The following is an 18,078-nucleotide window of genomic DNA, read 5'->3' as shown; positions in this document are numbered from 1 at the left end:
CCGAAGCTTGTGGCTTTGCGATTAGCTGCCCCCAGCTTTTGGACGCCTGCATGTCAAAGTCACGCCGTTATTCCATCCTCGGCCTGTGCGCCCTGTTGTTGCTTGTGTTGGTCACCTGGTTTTTCTCCCGTTCCACCCCGGTGGCCGTGCCGCCGGCGATTGCCCATGGTTACGCCAAGGCGTTGAAACAGGCGCGCAACGGCGAACCCGGCGCCGCCCGTGTGCTGTATCAGCAGTTGGGTCGCCCGGACCTGTCACCTGAACGCCGCGCGGCGTTACACGCTGAACTGCCCAATTACCCAAGCCCTCAGGCGTTGAAGCTGGCGGATAAAGACCTGGCCGATGAGTCGCCGCTGGTTCGCGAAGCGGCGATTCACAGCATTGTCGGCTTGGTGCCCAGCGGCCAGCGCACCTTGCTGCTTGGCCCGGTGCTGGACGACCCTGAACAAGCCGTGCGCTTTGCCGCCGCCAACGCCCTGCTCGGCCTGTCGCCGGATACCCTGGGCCTGTATTTCGGGCCTCTGCAGCAAGTGCTCGATGAGTTTGTGAAAAAGCTCAAGGCTGAGCCCGAAACCGCCGAGGGCTGGATCCAGCTTGCACGCTTGTACATCCACAGCGCCCTGCTGCCGGACGCGCAACATGCACTGGAGCAGGCCATGCGCCTGCAGCCGGACAACCTGCAAGCCGTGGTAGCGCAGATCGAATTGCTCGATAAGCAGGGCAAAACCGACGAGTCGCGCCAGTTGCTGGCGCGGCAATTGGCGGCGCACCCGGAGTCGGCCTACCTGCAACACGCTCTGGGCATGTGGCTGCTGCACCATGGGGAGCGGCCGTACGCGTTGCTTGGCCTGTCCAAAGCCGTAGAGCTTGAGCCCGACAATCAGGATTACCGCTTCGACCTCGCCACCACCCTGCACGCCCAGGAAGAAGTGGACGCCGCCCAGCGTCAACTGGAAGAAATCGTCCAGCGCCACCCCGCCAATCGCAAGGCGCGTGTGTTGCTGGTCAACTATTGGAAAGAAACCGGGCAGTTGCAGAATGTGCAGGTATTGCTGGCGCAACTGGAACAACAGAACCCGGATGATCCGGCGTTGCAGCAAGGGCTTTAGCCAAGCACACCCCATGCAGCTCTGATCTTCTGTGGGAGCTGGCTTGCCTGCGATAGCATCACCTCTATCTGACAGACACACCGAGGTGCCTCCATCGCAGGCAAGCCAGCTCCCACAGACAAGCCAGCTCCCACACAAAAGCAGCGCTTTGGCGCAGGTCACAAATCCACTACGATTTATACGACAGGTTGAACCGCCACAAACCTCTACGGTCAAGTAAATATGGCGCGCCCAAGGTGGCGCGCCCCCATTACATGTACGTGACCCGAGGGCACTTCTTGTCTACATCCAAAGAGCTGTTCAGTGAAAAGGCGGCCACCGGCATCGAAGGTCTTGATGACATTCTTTCCGGGGGGCTATCACGCAGCCACCTGTTCCTGCTGGAAGGCGAACCCGGCACCGGCAAAACCACCGTAGCGCTGCACTTCCTGCAAGCCGGCGCAAAAAACGGTGAGCGATCCTTGTACATCACCCTGTCGGAAACCGAGCGCGAGTTGCGCCAAGGTGCCAAGTCCCACGGCTGGGACCTGGACGACAACATTCATATCTTTGAGCTGACCCCACCGGAAAGCCTGCTCAACGCCGAGCACCAGCAAAGCCTGCTGTATTCCTCCGACCTGGAACTGGGTGAGGCGACCCGGCAGATTTTTGAAGTGGTGGAACGGATCAAGCCCACCCGCGTGGTGGTCGACAGCCTTTCGGAAATCCGCCTGCTGGCGCAAAGCTCGCTGCGCTATCGACGCCAGATCCTGGCGATCAAACACTATTTTGTGCGCTATGACGCCACCGTGCTGCTGCTTGACGACCTGACCACCGAGTCCCTGGATAAAACCGTGCACAGCGTGGCTCACGGCGTGATTCGTCTGGAAGAGCTGACGCCCACCTACGGCGCTGAACGCCGCCGCATCCGCGTGGTGAAGTACCGTGGCCAGAAATACCGGGGCGGCTTTCACGACTTCACCATCATGCAAGACGGCATCCACGTGTTCCCACGCCTGGTGGCCGCCGAGCATCGTGGTGGTTACGTGCGTCAGACCTTGAGCAGTGGCGTCCGCGAAATGGACGCCTTGATGGGCGGCGGCGTAGAAACTGGCTCCAGCACGCTGATCCTCGGCCCTGCCGGTACCGGCAAATCCTTGATCTCGATGATCTTCGCCGCCGCTGCCGTGTCGCGCGGCGAAAAAGCCGCGCTGTTCATTTTCGATGAAGAGCTGGGCCTGTTGTTCGAGCGCATGAAAAACATGGGCATCGACCTCGCCGCGCTGCAAGACACTGGCAACCTGCTGATCGAGCAGGTGGACGCGGCGGAGCTGTCGCCTGGCGAGTTCTCCCACCGAGTCAGGCGTTGCGTCGATGAACGTGGGATCAAAACCGTGGTGATCGACAGTATCAACGGCTACCAGGCGGCCATGCCTGAGGAAAACTCTCTGATCCTGCATATGCACGAGTTGCTGCTGTACCTGAACCGTCGCGGCGCGGCGACGTTCATGACGGTGGCTCAACATGGGTTGGTGGGCGACATGCAGGCTCCCGTCGACATTACTTACCTGGCTGATACCGTGATCCTGTTGCGTTACTTCGAAGCACTCGGCAAGGTCCGCCGGGCTATTTCGATCATCAAGAAGCGCACCGGCACCCACGAGTCCACTATTCGCGAATACCGTATTGGCAGCACGGGTTTGACGGTGGGCGAGCCCCTGGACAACTTCCAGGGCGTACTGCGCGGTATCCCGACTTATATGGGCTCCGGTTCCCCACTGCTCAAGGAAGAGGGCGTGTGACCGGTCTTTCTCCCGTCTCCGAGCGCGCAATTATCCTCGCGCCACTGGGCCGTGACGGCTCCCTGGCGCTGATGATGCTCAAGGAAGCCGGCTACAGCGGCATGGTTGCCGCCAACCTGACCGCACTCTGCGAAGCACTTGAGCACGGCGTCGGTATGTTGGTGATTGCCGCCGAAGCCCTGCGCGGTGTCGACCTGGAGCCGCTGCTGACCTACCTGCATGAGCAGCCGGCCTGGTCCGACTTGCCCATCGTACTGCTCACCCACCATGGCGGCAGTGAACAGAACGGCTCATCGCACCTGAGCGGTTTGCTGGGCAATGTGACCTTCCTGGAGCGCCCTTTCCACCCAGTAACGCTGATCAGCTTGGTGAGCGCGGCGCTGCGTGGGCGACGCCGCCAGTACGAGGCCCGTGACCGCCTGGTTGATTTGAGCGAGAGCGAGCTGCGCCTGCAACGGACCCTGGAAACCCTTGAGCAGCAGGTTGAAGAGCGCACAGCGCAACTACGCAACAACGAAGAAGCGCTGCGCCAGTCACAGAAAATGGAGGCCGTCGGCCAATTGACCGGCGGCATCGCCCATGACTTCAACAATATGCTCACCGGCATTATCGGCAGCCTGGAGCTGCTGCGCCGGCGGGTGGCCCGCGGCAAACTGGACGACCTCGACAGCTTGATCGACCTGGGCGTGACCTCGGCCAACCGCGCTGCCGGCCTGACCCACCGTTTGCTGGCGTTTTCACGCCGCCAGTCGCTGGACTCCAAGCCTGTGGAGATCAACCAGCTGGTCAGTTCCATGGGCGAATTGCTGCAACGCAGTATCAACGAAAGCATCGCTTTGGACATGCGTCTGAGCGATGAACTGTGGACCGCCGAGGCCGACCCCAATCAGCTGGAAAGCGCCCTGCTCAACCTGGTGATCAATGCGCGCGACGCGATGCCCAGCGGCGGTAGCCTGACTGTAGAGACCACCAACCGCCACCTCGACAACGTGTTCACGGCCGCCTATGGCACCTTGCTGCCAGGCGATTACGTGGAACTGAGCGTCAGCGACACCGGCTGTGGTATCCCGGAAAGCTTGCTGGGTCGTGTCTTCGACCCGTTCTTCACGACCAAACCGATCGGCCAGGGCACCGGCCTGGGCCTGTCGATGATCTATGGGTTTGCCCGGCAATCCCATGGGCATGTAACGATCCACAGTGAGGTTGGCAAGGGCACCACCGTCAGCCTGTTCCTGCCGCGTTTTATGGGTGAACGCATCGCGGACGTTGCCGTCAACCCGGCACTGCTGCCGTTCGCCAATGCAGGCGAGACCGTCTTGATCGTCGAGGATGATCCGGCCGTACGCGTACTGGTCAGCGCAGTGCTCAAGGAGTTGGGCTATGCCTTTGTCGAGGCTGGCGATGCCAATACCGCGGTGCCGATCATCCAATCCGACCAGCGTATTGACCTGTTGATCAGTGATGTGGGCTTGCCCGGCATGAATGGGCGGCAACTGGCCGAGATCGGGCGGCAATTGCGCCCGGAACTCAAGGTATTGTTTATCACTGGCTACGCCGAGCATGCGGCGGTGCGCGGGGGGTTCCTGGATCCGGGGATGCAGTTGATCACCAAGCCGTTTACCTTCGATTTGTTGACGGCGAAGGTGCGGGAGATGATCAAGCAATAGGGCTGCTGCCAGGCAGCCCTGTTGCTTCAGGCCAGCAGGCGCTGGATATGCTCTTGCAAGGTATCCAAATCAAACGGCTTGGCCAGAATCGGCGCATTGCGGGTGATCGGGCTGTTGCAGTCGAGGATCTCCTGCGGGTAACCGCTGATAAAGATCACTTTCAATTCAGGTCGCAGCTTGATCGCAGGCTCAGCGATCTGCACACCGGAAATCCCGCCCGGCAGGCGGTAATCCGTGACCATCAGGTCCAGGTGCGGCTTGGTGGCCAGAATCTCGAAGGCCTGCTCCCCATCGATCGCCTTCAGTACCCGGTAGCCCAGGCCTGCCAGGTATTCACCCAGCACAAACATAATGGATTCGTCGTCTTCGACGATCAGTACGACATCTTGTGCATCTTCACTCATGGGAAGCCTTCGTCCGGTCAGTTGCTGCAAGTACGACCATGGGGTCACGCAGAGGTTGCGTCGAGCTGACGATTGATTTCATTGCGGCTCGCCCAGTGGCAGGCACACCCGGAACAGCGCGCCCTCGCCTATCTGGCTCTCGACCTCGATGGTGCCACCATGGGCCGTCACGATCTGCTCGGAAATAAACAGCCCCAGGCCCAGGCCTGCCGCTACGTGGCTGGCCGAAACGCGTTCGAATTGCTGGAAAATACGCTTCTGGTTGTCTGCGCTGATGCCGATGCCGCGGTCACGCACCTCCACGCGCGCCTCACCGTGTTCGGTGTACACGCGCACATCCACCGGGCTTTTGGCACCGTAGCGCAGGGCGTTGGTCAGCAGGTTGGTGACCACTTGTTCAATACGGAACTCATCCCAGTTGCCCTCCACCGGCTCATCGGCAACCAGGTGCATCGAAGAACCGGCGGATGCCACTTGCGGGGCGAAGTTTTTCACCAGGTTGCGCACCAGTTGCGCCAGGTCGAAGCGCGCCGGACGAATCGACAGTTTGCCGGTGCGGATGCGCGACACGTCGAGCATGTCCTCGATCAGGCGGATAAGACTCTGGATCTGGCGCTCGTCGCGGTCGACCATGGCGTGCATCTTGTCCAGGGTGAACGCGGCGGCGTTATCCCGCGCCAGGTGCATCTTGCGCAACTGGGTCTCGAGGATCAGCCCGTTGAGCGGCGTGCGCACTTCGTGGGCCACGATCGACATGAAGTCGTCACGCATGCGCACGGCCTGCTCAAGCTCCGCCTGGGTGGCCTGCAGGCGCGTCAGCAGCAGCTCCTGCTCTCGGCGGCTGCGCTCCAGTGCTTCGACCTGCTGTTTCATGGCCTTGCTCTGGCGGTACAGGTCGACGAACACGTTGACTTTGCTCTTTACTGCGTGGATATCCAGCGGTTTGTGCAAAAAATCCACTGCACCGCTCTCATAGCCTTTGAAGGCATAGTTGAGTTCGCGGCCGGCGGCGCTGACGAACACAATCGGGATGTTCTTGGTCTTTTCGGTGCCGCGCATCAGTTCGGCCAGCTCGAAACCGTTCATGCCGGGCATCTGCACATCGAGAATCGCCATGGCGAACTCATGCTCCAGCAACAGTGACAAGGCCTCGTCAGCGCTCAATGCCTTGAAGACCTGGCGATCTTCGCGCTTGATCAGCGCTTCAAGGGCCAGCAGGTTTTCCGGCAGATCGTCGACGATCAGCAGTTTGGCCTGGACAGTACTTAACATGGGGAAGATTCCAGGGAAGCCAGCAGTGAACCAATCTGGCTCAAGGTGAGAATATGATCAGGTGTGTGCAAGGCCAGCGCCGCCAAGGGCATCACGGCGATACGCGCTTCTGTGGGCTCTTGGACGATGGTGGTGCCACCCGAGTCTTTGACATGGGCAAGGCCACGCGCGCCATCCTGGTTGGCGCCGGTCAGCAGAATCGCCAACAGGCTGTTGCCGTAAGTGTCGGCAGCCGAGGCAAACAGGTAATCGATGGCCGGCCGCGAATGATGCACGCGGTCTTCCTGGCTCATCGACAGGCTGCGGTCGCTTTCTATCGACAGGTGATAGCCGGGGCCGGCGAAATACAGGGTGCCTGGCACGATCGTTTCCTTGTCGCGTGCTTCTTGCACCGGAATGCTCAGGCGCCGCGCAAAAACTTCGGCCAATTGGCTGCGACGCTCGTCCGGCAGGTGCAGCACGGCAATAATCGGTAAGCCGAAGGTGTCAGGCAACGTACCAAAAATTGTCAGCAACGCCTCAACACCGCCAGCGGAGGCGCCGACGACGATGGCTTCAATCCCGCGTGGCGGGTTAATTGCGGCGTCGCTCATGATTTTCGGTAGATCCGTTCCTGTTTGACCAAGGGTTCGAATTGCTTGCTGTAGGCGGAGAAATCCAGGGTTTCCTTACTGCCCAGCACCAGAAAGCCGCGATGGCACAGCGACTCATGAAACAACCCGAACGCTCGATCCTGTAACTTTTTATTGAAATAAATCAATACGTTGCGACATGAAATTAATTGAGTTTCTGAAAAGACGCTATCGGTTGCCAGGCTGTGATCGGCAAAGGTCACGTTCTCGCGCAGCGTCTTGTCGAAGATCGCGTAATCGTAAGCGGCCGTGTAGTAGTCGGCAAATGAACGTTGGCCACCGGCCTGCTGATAATTGGCGGTGTAGGCACGCACGTTCTCCAGCGAAAAAATCCCTTGCTTGGCTTTGTCCAGGGACGCCGGGTTAATGTCGGTGGCGTAAATGATGGTGCGTTCCAGCAAGCCCTCTTCGCGCAGCAGGATCGCCATGGAGTACACCTCCTCGCCCGTGCTGCACCCGGCGATCCAGATTTTGATCGAGGGGTAGGTCTTGAGCAGCGGCACCACTTCCCGGCGAATCGCCAGAAAATGCGACGGGTCGCGAAACATCTCGCTCACCGGGATCGTCAGAAACTGCAGCAACTGCATGAAGGCCGTCGGATCATGCAACACCCGCTCCTGCAGCGCAGAAATGGTCGCGCAATCGAACTGACGCAGTGCGTGGGCCACGCGGCGCTTGACGGACGCGCCGGAATAGTCGCGAAAGTCGTAGCTGTACTTGAGGTAAATCGCCTCAATCAGCAGGCGCAGCTCAATGTCGCTGCTTTTTTCCAAGAAAACGTGCTCCACTTAAATGCGTTCCATCTTCGGCAGCCATACGCGAATCAGCGAGAACAGCCGGTCCAGGTCGATCGGCTTGGCCAGGTAATCGTTGGAGCCTGCCGCCAGGCAGCGCTCCTGATCGTCTTTCATGGCCTTGGCCGTCACCGCAATAATCGGCAGTTTCTTCCAGCGCGGGTCCTGGCGGATCAAGGCAGTTGCCTCGTAACCGTCCATCTCCGGCATCATCACGTCCATCAGCACCAGGTCGATGTCCTCGACTTCATTGAGTTTGTCGATGGCTTCATGGCCATTACGCCCGATCACCACCACCGCGCCCTTGTGCTCCAGGGCACTGGTCAGGGCGAAGATGTTGCGCACATCGTCGTCGACCAACAGGATCTTGCGCCCCTCGAAGACCTTGTCGCGGCTGCGGGCGGTCTTGAGCATCTTCTGGCGGTCATGGGACAGCTGGGATTCGACTTTGTGCAGAAACAGCGTCACTTCGTCCAGCAAGCGTTCAGGTGAGCGTGCGCCTTTGATGATGATCGAGCGCGAATACTTGCGCAGCTCGGCTTCTTCGTCACGGGTCAGGTTACGCCCGGTGTACACGATCACCGGCGGGAACGAGCAGATATCTTCGGTGGCCATGCGCTTGAGCAGCTCATTGCCGAGCATGTCCGGCAGCTTCAAGTCGATGATCATACAGTCGTAGATGTTGGTGCGCAGCAGGTCCAGTGCCTCTTGGGCGTAGCCGACATCGGTGATTTCGATGTCATCGTCGCCGATCAGGCGGGCAATGCTGTCGCGCTGCAGGTCATCGTCCTCCACCAGCAACACGCGCTTGACCTTCTGGGTCAGCTTGGCTTCCAGGCGCGCAAACACGTCCTTGAGCTCTTCACGGGTGGTCGGCTTCACCGCATAACCGATGGCGCCCATGTGCATGGCGGCTTCGACGCGGTCTTCGACGGAGATCACGTGCACGGGAATGTGGCGGGTATTGGCGTGCTCCTTGAGGCGTTGCAGCACGGTCAACCCGGAATGGTCAGGCAGGCGCATGTCCAGCAGGATCGCGTCCGGGATGTACTCCTCGGCCAGGCTGTAGCCTTCGTCTGCGCCGTGGGCGACCAGGCAGTGGTAGCCCAGTTCGTGGGCCAGGTCGAACAGGATGCGGGCAAAGTTGGGTTCGTCTTCCACCACCAGGATGCAGCGGGTGGCGAACGGCGCCTTGTCGCGGTCGTCGGCAAAGCGCGGAATCTGTTTGGCATCGGCCACCGGCAGCGGTGAGATCGCCATGGGCTTGGGCGCCGGCGCTGCCACCACCTGGCGTGGCGCCTCGATCGGCGCGGCACCTTCCTCGCGCTCTACATAATGCTCCGGCAGTACCAGGGTGAACACGCTGCCCTTGCCTGGCTCGCTGGTCACGCTGATATAACCGCCGAGCAAACTCGCCAGATCACGGGAGATCGACAGGCCCAGGCCAGTGCCGCCGTAACGGCGGTTGGTGGTGCCATCGGCCTGGCGGAAGGCTTCGAAGATGCTTTCCTGCTGGTCCAGCGCGATGCCAATGCCCGAGTCGCGCACGGTAAAGGCTACGCCCTCCCCTGGCGCACGGGACACCGACAGGCTGACATCGCCCTGCTCGGTAAACTTGACCGCGTTGGACAGCAGGTTTTTGAGGATCTGCTCCAGGCGCTGGCGGTCGGTGAACAGCATCAGCGGCGCATCCGCTTGAATGTCCACCTGGAAACCCAGCTTGCGATCGGCGGCCAAGGGTTCGAACATCCCGCGCAGGCCATCGACCAGGCGGGCCACGCTGGAGTTTTCCGGACGCATTTCCAGCTTGCCCGCTTCGACCTTGGAAATATCCAGAATATCGTTGATCAGGTTCAACAGGTCGTTGCCTGCCGAATAGATCGACTCGGCAAACTTGACCTGCTCGGCGCTGAGGTTTTCCTGCGGGTTCTCGGCCAGCAACTTGGCCAGAATCAACGAGCTGTTGAGCGGCGTACGCAGCTCATGGGACATGTTGGCAAGGAACTCGGACTTGTATTTGCTGGAGCGCTGCAGCTCGTCGGCACGGTCTTCGAGCTCCAGTTGGGCCTGGTTTAGCTCGACGTTCTTGCGGTCCATGGCATCGCGCTGATCGGACAGGATTTGCGTCTGTTCGGCGAGTTGCTCGTTGGTCTGTTCAAGCTCCGCCTGCTGGGTTTCCAGGTGGGCCTGGGACTCCTTGAGGATGCGCGACTGCTCTTCGAGTTCTTCGTTGGCGGTTTTGAGTTCTTCCTGCTGCACTTGCAGCTCTTCATTGAGCTGCTGGGTCTCGGCGAGCACTTCCTGCAGGCGCTGGCGATAGCGCGCGGCTTCGATGGAGGTGCCGATATTGCCGGCGATCAGTTCCAGCAACTCAACGTCACGCTCCTCCAGTGGGCGCAGGAACCCCAGCTCGATCACGCCATTGACGCGGTCATCATCACTGGTGGGCATCACCAGTACACTGCGGGTCGAACCTTCGCCCAGGCCGGAGCTGACCTTGAAGTAATCCACCGGCACATCGTCCAGACGGATCAGGCGATCAAGCTGGGCGGCCTGGCCGACAATGCCCTCATCACTGTAGATCGCCTGTTCTTTTTGCTCTTGCTCGCGGGAAAACCCGTAGGTGGCCACGCGCTTGAGGCCGCCGTGTTCTTCGCGCACGTAGAGCGCTGCAACCGCCGACCCCATGTATTGGGCAAAAAACTGCAGGATATTGCGCCCAAGCATGTTCAGTGTCAGTTGGCCGAGCACCTGTTCGGCCAGTTCGGTCTGGCCGTTACGCAGCCAGGCCTGTTGCTCCAGACGCCGGGCGATCTTCTGTTGCGACGCGAGGTTTGCGCTGTAACTCTCTGAAAGTGAAACTAAATTTTTTCTTCCGATATAGGCCAGGAACCCGCTCAACCCGAGCACAAAAACCAGGTACAAGGTCACGCTGATAATCGTGGTGCGGGTCACATCGGCATTGCGGCTGACACGAAAGGCCTGCTCCATCGCGACGGCATCCGCGTATTCATTGCGGATCGCGTCGGTCAGGCTCTTGCCGCGTCCGGCCTTCACCGCCCCGCGGTAATCGCCGCTGTTGCGCTGCAAGTCGATCATCGACTGGGCGTACTTGTTCCACTCGTATTGCATTGACTCCAGGCGCTTGAGGCGATCGACCTGCTGCGGGTTGTCCGCCACCAGCTCCTGCAGGTTGTGCAGGTCACCAATGATGCGCGGTTTGGCCACTTCGTAAGGGTCGAGGAAATGCTCGTCGCCAGTGATCAGGTAGCCGCGCAGGCCGGTTTCCAGGTCCACCGTGAGCTTGGACGACTCATTGAGGTTATTGATAACCCGGTCGGTGTGCTCCACCCACTGGATCACCGACAGCAAATAAGTGATCAGGCAGACGAAAAACACCGCGCTGAGCACGCCGACGCCCAAAGGTAACGCGACGTTTCGGCTCAGCAGGGTACGGAAGCTCTTTTCATCGACGGACGACGCGGGAGTCATGGGCATGCCTTGGCCAAGTGCGGAAAAAGGGGGAGTTTGCCCGAATAGCGGTGGCCAAGGCTATGTTTGTGCGTAGTTTTGAAGTGCTTGCCTACAGGCTGCAGGTGAGTTTCGCGCCAATCCGGGCCGGTTTCGTCAGGCCACATACACACATGCACACAGATGCGGCGGAACGTAGATAAGGGGTGGCGGCACTCAGAACTGCGCCTCGGGAACACGGAAGATCTTTTGGAAGGCGTCTTTTTTGACCCACCAAGGTAACCCCAATGAACATAACCGCCCCTACCCGCACCCTTGCAGACAACCCCAGCGCCTTTGTCGTCGAAGCTCCCGCACCTGCCCCTGCCCCCATTAACAACTTGCCGTCGAACACCCACCCAAGCACTGAAACACTGCCCGCATCAACACACGCGCACGCGCCTGCATCCAACCCGCCGTCAGGCGACCTTAAAACGGAACTTGGGCGCAAACAGAACTTGCAGTCTCTAGGGCAAAAGCTGCGTGACATCGCCGCACGTCTGGGCATCGACGCCAGCGTGCCTGCAATCCTGACGGCATTGCGAACCACACCAATGGATATTCATCCCGATTCAGGCTACCCGTCAGAGGCTGGCAGTACCGTTACCCTGGAGACCTACATTCAGTCGATGGGTTTGTCTGCGCCAAGCACCCATACTGGCCTGATCGGCCTTGCCCTTACGGTCCTTAACCGGGCTCAGGAACACCCTCTAGGCAACTTTGGCGGAGGCCTGTCGTGGCCGCTGCCCCTGAGTGGCACCGAGCAAAGCGCGCTGCAGACCGCCGCCGTTCAGTACGCCAACCGCCATCCAAACCCGCCTCATTTGGGCGCAAGCCAGGGTGTGCTGGAGTATTTGAACAGCAACCAGCCGCTCACGGCTGAGGCATCAGACGATCCAGCCAAAGCCCTGGAAGCCATCGTCAGTTCGCCTCGCGCACAGGCGTTCGGGCTGGCATTGCAGAACGGATTGAACGGAATCGCCACACAGACCAGTGTGAACGACTACACATTGGCCGCGATCAATGTGCTGCTGGACCCGGAATCCGTCACTGCGCCGCATCGAAACAAGGTGGCCGGCTTCGATCTGGCGCAGCGAGCGCATTGGGGTCAACCACTCTCAGTGGTAAAAGACGGGTTGACCCAACACTTGATTGATAGCGGCAAAACCACCCCCGAGATGGCCAAAGCGGGTGCCCACTTGCTATTGGCAAGAAAGGCACCCGCGCTGCTGGTCAAGGACATCCCCGCCAATGTCACCTACGGCAGCGTGGCATGGGTCAACTTGTCGATCGCAGTAGCGACTATTGAAGCCCAGACGCCGGGAAAAGTGTCGAGCATGACGTTTGCCCAGGTCATGCTCGCGGCTGAAAACGCCGGGTTACAGGATGCTTCCGTCACCGCGCAAGCCCAGCAGGCGGCGTTGCTGGATTGGGGCGTAGTTCATAACGTGATCAGCGTTAGAACTGGGGATGATTACACTCTCGACGACATTGAGAAAATCAGAACCGAATTCAACCGGCAATTGACCCTGCGGGTAGAAGGTGCCGAAGAGGTAGGCGCCGAATTACCCAATCGCGAAAAAATAGCCCGAGCCGTGATAAAGGAGGCGTTTGGCGACACGGTGCCTCTTGAAGCAAAAGTCCTGAAGGTCAAGAACTCCAATCAAACGCTCATGCAACCGCTTTACGATCCAAATCGAGCGCCAGCGGGCATGTTCTCGCTGTTGGATATCGTCACGAGCGGGCTACACGCTTACGAATGGGAAACTGAAGACCCGCGCGTTCGCGAGGCCATTAAAGGCAAATCCCTCACCTTCGAGGTGAACAAGACATTCAACACACAATTAACCCAGGCGATCGACTTACGTAAGAAAGGCGTGGACAAGTTGATCAAATCTCTGGTGGCCGACCTTCCGCTGGCTGACAGGCAGAATTTCGAATATGGGAAGCTCGAGTTTTATCAAGATAAAACCTACCAGATACCCACCACGCTAACTAAAAACAAACTGATACACACCAGTAAAACATTGTGGGTAAAAGTCACAGGCGGGACGGACGATAAAGTCTATGAGATCGACCTGAGTAAAGGCGCCATCACCGTGGTGCCCGCTAGCGTATTGACCGAACAGCGTGAGCGCCAAGCCAACAAAATCTTCAGTAAAGAGCAGTTCACGCCGACCAAGGAGCCTAAGCCAGACTTCAGCCAGGACAAGTCCGCCGGCATTCCATTACCCGTTCCTTCGAGTTTCTCAAGCGTTCGGACACAGGCCCTCGCCGATGCCTTTGTCAAACATCTCGATCTTGATAATCAGGATGTTATCAAGCAGGCCAGAGGTTCCACCAGCTTTGACCAGCAAATGGAGAACGACTGGAAAGTCACCAATTTTTTTCTGGATTTCATCCCGCTCAGATCAGCGATCGTTAACTTCAAGAACGGTGACTATCTGGAGGCGGGTATAGACCTGACAATGGATGCCTTCGGTTTCGTGACGCTGGGCGCGTCGACGGCTGCGCGCGTGGCTAACACCAGCATCAAGACAGTGACGGCCGCTTCGAAGGGTTTGCGGGCGGCACGCATCATCGGTGCAGCGGCCATCAGTGCGTTCAACCCACTGGGCGGAATGGACGACTTGGTGAGAGGCATAGGCACAGGGGTCAAGTTTCTGGCCGCTAAAAGCGCTCGGGGCATCAATATGCTCAAGGGCGCTGCCGGCAGTTATGACCTGCTCAAGGCGGCCAGTAAACAGCATGGCGTGGTGGCAACCGGCACCTACAAGATTGCCGGGCAGAGCATTGAAGGCGGTGCGGCCTTTCAAAACGGTAAATGGTATGCCTTTGATCCGATCAAGCAGCAGCCCTACGGTACAGGGCTAATCGACTTCAAACCTGCAACCGTCGCCGCCAACGGTGAAATAAACAACAACTTCATAGATTGGCTGGCCACTTATGTCGCTCCCGTACCCAAGGCAACCGGAGAACAGTTCAGGCTGGCCTTACAGGCAGCGCAACAAAGCGATCCAGCTGCTTACGCTCGAGGCCTTTCCGGGGCTGTAGGCGATATCCCGGGCTATCACTCGAGCATGAGGGTCTCGGAGATAAAAAGCCTGGCCGTCAGCAAGGCCGGGAATCCCGAAGCCATTGGCACGTTGGCCAAAGAGATAGAAAAGCGCATGGCCATTCAGAGTCTTGAGAGCTTCAAGACGTTTGAAACGGAAGTACTGGCACAAGGTGGCAAGGCCACCATGATGCCGCAGAACTTCTACCTCAGCCAAACAGACCTGGCGTCCAATGGTGAGTGTGCAGCCCTGGTGAATATGATGGCGCTGGCCATTCTAAACAACCAGCAGGACACGTTCATCAATAACTTTTTCAAAGCCGCCAGGAATGCTAACGACACCAAGGTTCAGGCCTTTCGTAAAGAGCTGAACCAAATGCATCAGGTGCTCCGTGAACAGTTTCACGGTACTCAACGCGTCAGCCAAGTGCCGTATACCGACATTGCTGAGCGGTTAAGCACCGCAACCCCTCCCATGTCCCTGAAGATCAGCACCCAGAATCATGGGCTTCTGGCGGGCGTCACGCTCGATAAAAACAACCAGAAGGAATGGTTTTTCTTTAATCCAAACTTCGGTATTGCAACCTTTCCTGATGAAGCGTCAATGCGAAAAGGGTTAGAAGTCTCCTTGAACAGCGGGAAGACGGCGCGCACGCTTGATCCAGTTGCCATTACCAAAGGTGTGCCGGAGTACAACATCAGCGAATTCAGCGAAGGAAACTTTATTATGACGGTGCCCTACAACAACCCGTATGCCCTGTTCAACACCCCACTTTGACGTGACGCCCATGGCGTCAATGGCCCGCGTGTAGCCTGTCATTGACGCTTTGCGCGCTCAGCGCGCCGCCGTGCATGCCACGCGACATTTGCATCCATTCCCTTCACAATGCCCCACCAATGGAACTTGCCGAGAGGGCCGTGACTCATTAGAGAACGGCCTTTCACCGCCAGACACCTGCCTTTCCATTTTTCAGGAATTCCCCTTATGAGCGCTGCCCCCTCCACCATCCTTGTAGTCGAAGACGACGCCATCGTGCGCATGCTGATCGTCGATGTACTTGAAGAGTTGGAGTTCTCGGTGATTGAAGCTGCCGACGCCGGAGAGGCCCTCAATTTTGTTAATAATGCCGACCAGCCCATCGACCTGATGATGACCGATGTGGGCCTGCCGGACATGGACGGCAAGCAACTGGCCACTAGCGTGCGCGAGCTTCGCCCCGCGCTGCCGATTCTGTTCGCCAGCGGCTATGCCGAGAACATCGATGTGCCCGCAGGCATGCAAGTGATCGCCAAGCCGTTCTCCATCGACCAACTGCGTGACAAGGTCAAATCGATGTTGCCCGCTGCTTGAGCCCGATACCTGCGGCGTTTTCCCCCCCGCGCAAAACCGTGAACATCCCCACACGCACAAACTGATGCCTTTGGTCAGCCGGCGAGTCTGAACGCCTGCTACCTTCCCATCGGCGTGGGCGCAGGCAAGGCCTGGAAAGCCGGCAGCAGTATCGTCAACACCCTTGTCGAGCCGCAATGGACAGTGGCACGCAAAGGTGATGGATTAGCTCAGTTCACGTTGTTTGCAGGGATTAACGTGACGTTCGGCCAATAAAACAGGAAACTCGGCGCTTTGATCCCACGCCCTCTATAAAGCACTCAGGAAGGACGCAACAACATGATTGGAAAACCGACGCGCCTGCTGTTGGCGAGCCTCTCGATACTCATGAGCACCGGCGCCTGGGCCGACTTCACGGCGACCCCGACCGAAGCCCGGGCCATTGCCAAGGAAGCCTACCTGTACGGCTACCCGGTAGTGGAGATGTACAAGACGCTCTACACCCAAGCCGTCGACAAAGGCGGTGCCAACTTCAAGGCGCCGTTCAACCATATCGGCAATACCGCCCAGGTGTTCACGCCCAGGGACACTGCCTTCGTCACCCCGAACGCCGACACGCCCTACTCCTTCGTATGGATGGACCTGCGCAAAGAGCCGCTGGTACTGACCCTGCCCAAAATCGACGACAACCGTTACTACTCGGTGCAGTTGATCGACCTCTACACGCAGAACATCGCCTACCTGGGCACTCGCAGCACCGGCAACAATGGTGGCCACTACATGATCGCCGGGCCCGACTGGAAAGGTCAGCAGCCTGTCGACGTCGACCGCGTGATCTACAGCGAAAGCAACATCGCCTATGCGCTGTACCGCACGCAGCTGTTTGATGAAAAGGACCTGAACAAGGTCAAGCAGATCCAGAATGGCTACAAAGTGCAGCCGCTGAGTGCCTACGTGAAGCAGCCTGCGCCGGCCAAAGTGGCGAAGATCGAATGGCCCAAACCCATGGCAACCATGACCGAAGGCCCGCAGCTGTTTCGCTACCTGAACTTCATGCTGGCCTTTGCCGCGCCCCAGGACAGCGAAAAAGACCTGATGGCGCGCTTTGCCAAGATTGGTATTGCCCCCGGTGCGCCCTTCAAGGTCAAGGACCTGACCGCTGAACAGCGCAAAGCCCTGGAAGAAGGGATCGCCGACGGCCGTGCCGAGTTTGCCGCGTTCAAGAAAGACAAAGTCGATACCCACCAAGTCACCAGCAGCGACCTGTTCGGCAGCCGTGACCGCCTGAAAAACAACTACCTGTACCGCTACGCCGGCGCCAACCTGGGGATTTTCGGCAACTCCACCGACGAAGCCATCTACATGACCTACTTCGTCGACAGCGAAGGCAAACCGGCCAACGGCGCACGTCACAGCTACACCGTACATTTTGCCAAGGACCAACTGCCACCGGCCGAAGCGTTCTGGTCGCTGACCATGTACGACGCCAAGACCAAACTGTTGGCGCCCAACCTCAAAAAACGCTACCTGATCAACTCAGCGATGCTGCCCAACCTCAAGCGGGACGCCGACGGCGGCCTGACCCTGGCCTTGCAGCACCACGAGCCGCCAAAAACCGAACAGAGCAACTGGTTGCCGGCCCCACCCGGTCCGTTTTACGCCGTGCTGCGGATTTACCTGCCCAAGCCCGAGGTGGGCAATGGTCAATGGAAGCTGCCGCCACTGACACCGCTTAAGTGATGCTCCGGCACGCGCCTCAAGACATCAGGCCGACAAGGGAGCATCACGTGCACGACTGAAACCTGTGGCGAGGGAGCTTGCGCCCTTGCCACAGTCAATGGTCAGGGCTTTTTGAGCTTCACAAAGGACTGATGCAAGTCCGACGCCCAGCCGTCGATCACGCTTTTCACGTCATCGGCCTTCATCACCTGCGAGTCGTTGGACAACGGCTTGCCGGTGCCTTTGCGCACCACCTGGGCAATCACTTTTGCGCTGCCACCGTCGAGGAACTGCGCCTCGGTGCCCAGGGTGGTTTCCTGGTCACGCATGCCGGTGCCGGTGCTCACTGCAGCTGCCACCAGCGCCACAGGCACGTACTCGTAGGGCTTGAGGCTTTCAGTCTTGCTGCTGACGGCGGTAATGGCCGCGCGCACCACGATCACACCTGGGCCCGGCGCGTTGGCCAGCGGCAGCGACTTGGCCAGCTCACGCTTGAGCGCCTGGTTGTAATAGGTGTTGATGCCGTTGAGGGTGCTGTCGGGAATTTTCGCGGTGGCTTGGGGTTTGGGGTAGAACTGCGTCGGTTCAATGAACACTGCCGTGTAGTTATTCAGGTTCAGGTCGGGGTCAACCCAGCGCATCACCTCGACCCCTGAAGGCGACTTCGCCTCTTTGAGGTGGCTGTAGTCCGAGAGAAAGCCTGAATACTCGTCCGGTTGCGTTACCTTGCTGGCACAGCCGACCATTGCGATTGCAACGCACAGCGTGCTGATCATTAGCCTTGATTTCATCATTGAGCTCCCTG

12 protein-coding genes are annotated in these 18,078 nt (G+C 59.0%); 6 read left to right on the top strand and 6 right to left on the bottom strand.

All coding sequences use genetic code 11. The annotated features are described in order from the left end of the window. Positions 1–50 precede the first annotated feature (50 nt). From QF043_RS13355 to QF043_RS13345, 3 genes are all read left to right on the top strand, one after another. Positions 51–1,109, top strand: coding sequence for a HEAT repeat domain-containing protein (locus QF043_RS13355; RefSeq protein ID WP_307418844.1), 1,059 nt, complete (start codon positions 51–53; stop codon positions 1,107–1,109). A gap of 278 nt (positions 1,110–1,387) precedes the next feature. Continuing rightward, positions 1,388–2,890, top strand: a complete 1,503-nt coding sequence (locus QF043_RS13350; RefSeq protein ID WP_307418843.1) for an ATPase domain-containing protein — start codon at positions 1,388–1,390, stop codon at positions 2,888–2,890. Next, entirely contained in the window at positions 2,887–4,557 is a 1,671-nt protein-coding gene (locus QF043_RS13345; RefSeq protein ID WP_307418842.1) for an ATP-binding protein, read from the top strand. The genes QF043_RS13350 and QF043_RS13345 overlap by 4 nt, the downstream gene beginning before the upstream one ends. A gap of 26 nt (positions 4,558–4,583) precedes the next feature. On the opposite strand, the gene QF043_RS13340 is transcribed toward QF043_RS13345, so the two are convergent. The 5 genes from QF043_RS13340 to QF043_RS13320 form a co-directional block, all read right to left on the bottom strand. After that, complete coding sequence (locus tag QF043_RS13340) at positions 4,584–4,961, bottom strand: response regulator (RefSeq protein ID WP_003217591.1); 378 nt, start codon at positions 4,959–4,961, stop codon at positions 4,584–4,586. 78 nt (positions 4,962–5,039) lie between these two features. After that, positions 5,040–6,233, bottom strand: coding sequence for a hybrid sensor histidine kinase/response regulator (locus tag QF043_RS13335; protein WP_017138793.1), 1,194 nt, complete (start codon positions 6,231–6,233; stop codon positions 5,040–5,042). Beyond that, positions 6,227–6,826 carry a chemotaxis protein CheB gene (locus tag QF043_RS13330; RefSeq protein ID WP_307418841.1) on the bottom strand — a complete coding sequence of 200 codons (600 nt, stop codon included), beginning with the start codon at positions 6,824–6,826 and terminating at the stop codon, positions 6,227–6,229. Before QF043_RS13330 ends, QF043_RS13335 begins: the two co-directional genes overlap by 7 nt. Further along, the gene (locus tag QF043_RS13325) at positions 6,823–7,653 is read right to left on the bottom strand and encodes a protein-glutamate O-methyltransferase CheR (protein WP_370694339.1); all 831 of its coding nucleotides are present in this window, start codon (positions 7,651–7,653) and stop codon (positions 6,823–6,825) included. The genes QF043_RS13330 and QF043_RS13325 overlap by 4 nt, the downstream gene beginning before the upstream one ends. After that, complete coding sequence (locus tag QF043_RS13320; protein ID WP_307418840.1) at positions 7,654–11,151, bottom strand: response regulator; 3,498 nt, start codon at positions 11,149–11,151, stop codon at positions 7,654–7,656. It abuts the gene before it with no gap. A 266-nt stretch (positions 11,152–11,417) separates the two neighbouring features. Here QF043_RS13320 and QF043_RS13315 point away from each other — a divergent pair, with 266 nt between their 5' ends. The 3 genes from QF043_RS13315 to QF043_RS13305 all read left to right on the top strand — a co-directional run bounded on the left by QF043_RS13315 (position 11,418) and on the right by QF043_RS13305 (position 17,294). Further along, positions 11,418–15,002: a hypothetical protein gene (locus tag QF043_RS13315; RefSeq protein WP_307418839.1), complete on the top strand. Its 3,585-nt coding sequence runs from the start codon at positions 11,418–11,420 to the stop codon at positions 15,000–15,002. 207 nt (positions 15,003–15,209) lie between these two features. Continuing rightward, positions 15,210–15,575 (top strand): response regulator, encoded by a 366-nt coding sequence (locus QF043_RS13310; protein ID WP_307418838.1) that lies wholly within the window; start codon positions 15,210–15,212, stop codon positions 15,573–15,575. 318 nt (positions 15,576–15,893) lie between these two features. Beyond that, positions 15,894–17,294 (top strand): DUF1254 domain-containing protein, encoded by a 1,401-nt coding sequence (locus QF043_RS13305; protein ID WP_307418837.1) that lies wholly within the window; start codon positions 15,894–15,896, stop codon positions 17,292–17,294. 101 nt (positions 17,295–17,395) lie between these two features. Here the strand turns inward: QF043_RS13305 and QF043_RS13300 are convergent, their stop codons facing one another. Then, positions 17,396–18,064 carry a DUF3313 domain-containing protein gene (locus QF043_RS13300; RefSeq protein WP_307418835.1) on the bottom strand — a complete coding sequence of 223 codons (669 nt, stop codon included), beginning with the start codon at positions 18,062–18,064 and terminating at the stop codon, positions 17,396–17,398. Positions 18,065–18,078: the final 14 nt, after the last annotated feature.

Origin of the sequence: Pseudomonas sp. W3I7 (assembly GCF_030816095.1) — a bacterium.
In the GTDB taxonomy this organism is placed as follows: Bacteria; Pseudomonadota; Gammaproteobacteria; order Pseudomonadales; family Pseudomonadaceae; genus Aquipseudomonas; species Aquipseudomonas salomonii.
This window is presented reverse-complemented; position numbering and strand designations above follow the sequence as displayed.

Bases quoted from the DNA above. Each gene is read 5' to 3' on its own strand.
- QF043_RS13315 (WP_307418839.1), top strand. From the start codon at position 11,418: ATGAACATAACCGCCCCTACCCGCACCCTTGCAGACAACCCCAGCGCC.
- QF043_RS13320 (WP_307418840.1), bottom strand. From the start codon at position 11,151: ATGACTCCCGCGTCGTCCGTCGATGAAAAGAGCTTCCGTACCCTGCTG.
- QF043_RS13300 (WP_307418835.1), bottom strand. From the start codon at position 18,064: ATGAAATCAAGGCTAATGATCAGCACGCTGTGCGTTGCAATCGCAATG.
- QF043_RS13305 (WP_307418837.1), top strand. From the start codon at position 15,894: ATGATTGGAAAACCGACGCGCCTGCTGTTGGCGAGCCTCTCGATACTC.
- QF043_RS13355 (WP_307418844.1), top strand. From the start codon at position 51: ATGTCAAAGTCACGCCGTTATTCCATCCTCGGCCTGTGCGCCCTGTTG.
- QF043_RS13330 (WP_307418841.1), bottom strand. From the start codon at position 6,826: ATGAGCGACGCCGCAATTAACCCGCCACGCGGGATTGAAGCCATCGTC.
- QF043_RS13310 (WP_307418838.1), top strand. From the start codon at position 15,210: ATGAGCGCTGCCCCCTCCACCATCCTTGTAGTCGAAGACGACGCCATC.
- QF043_RS13335 (WP_017138793.1), bottom strand. From the start codon at position 6,233: ATGTTAAGTACTGTCCAGGCCAAACTGCTGATCGTCGACGATCTGCCG.
- QF043_RS13340 (WP_003217591.1), bottom strand. From the start codon at position 4,961: ATGAGTGAAGATGCACAAGATGTCGTACTGATCGTCGAAGACGACGAA.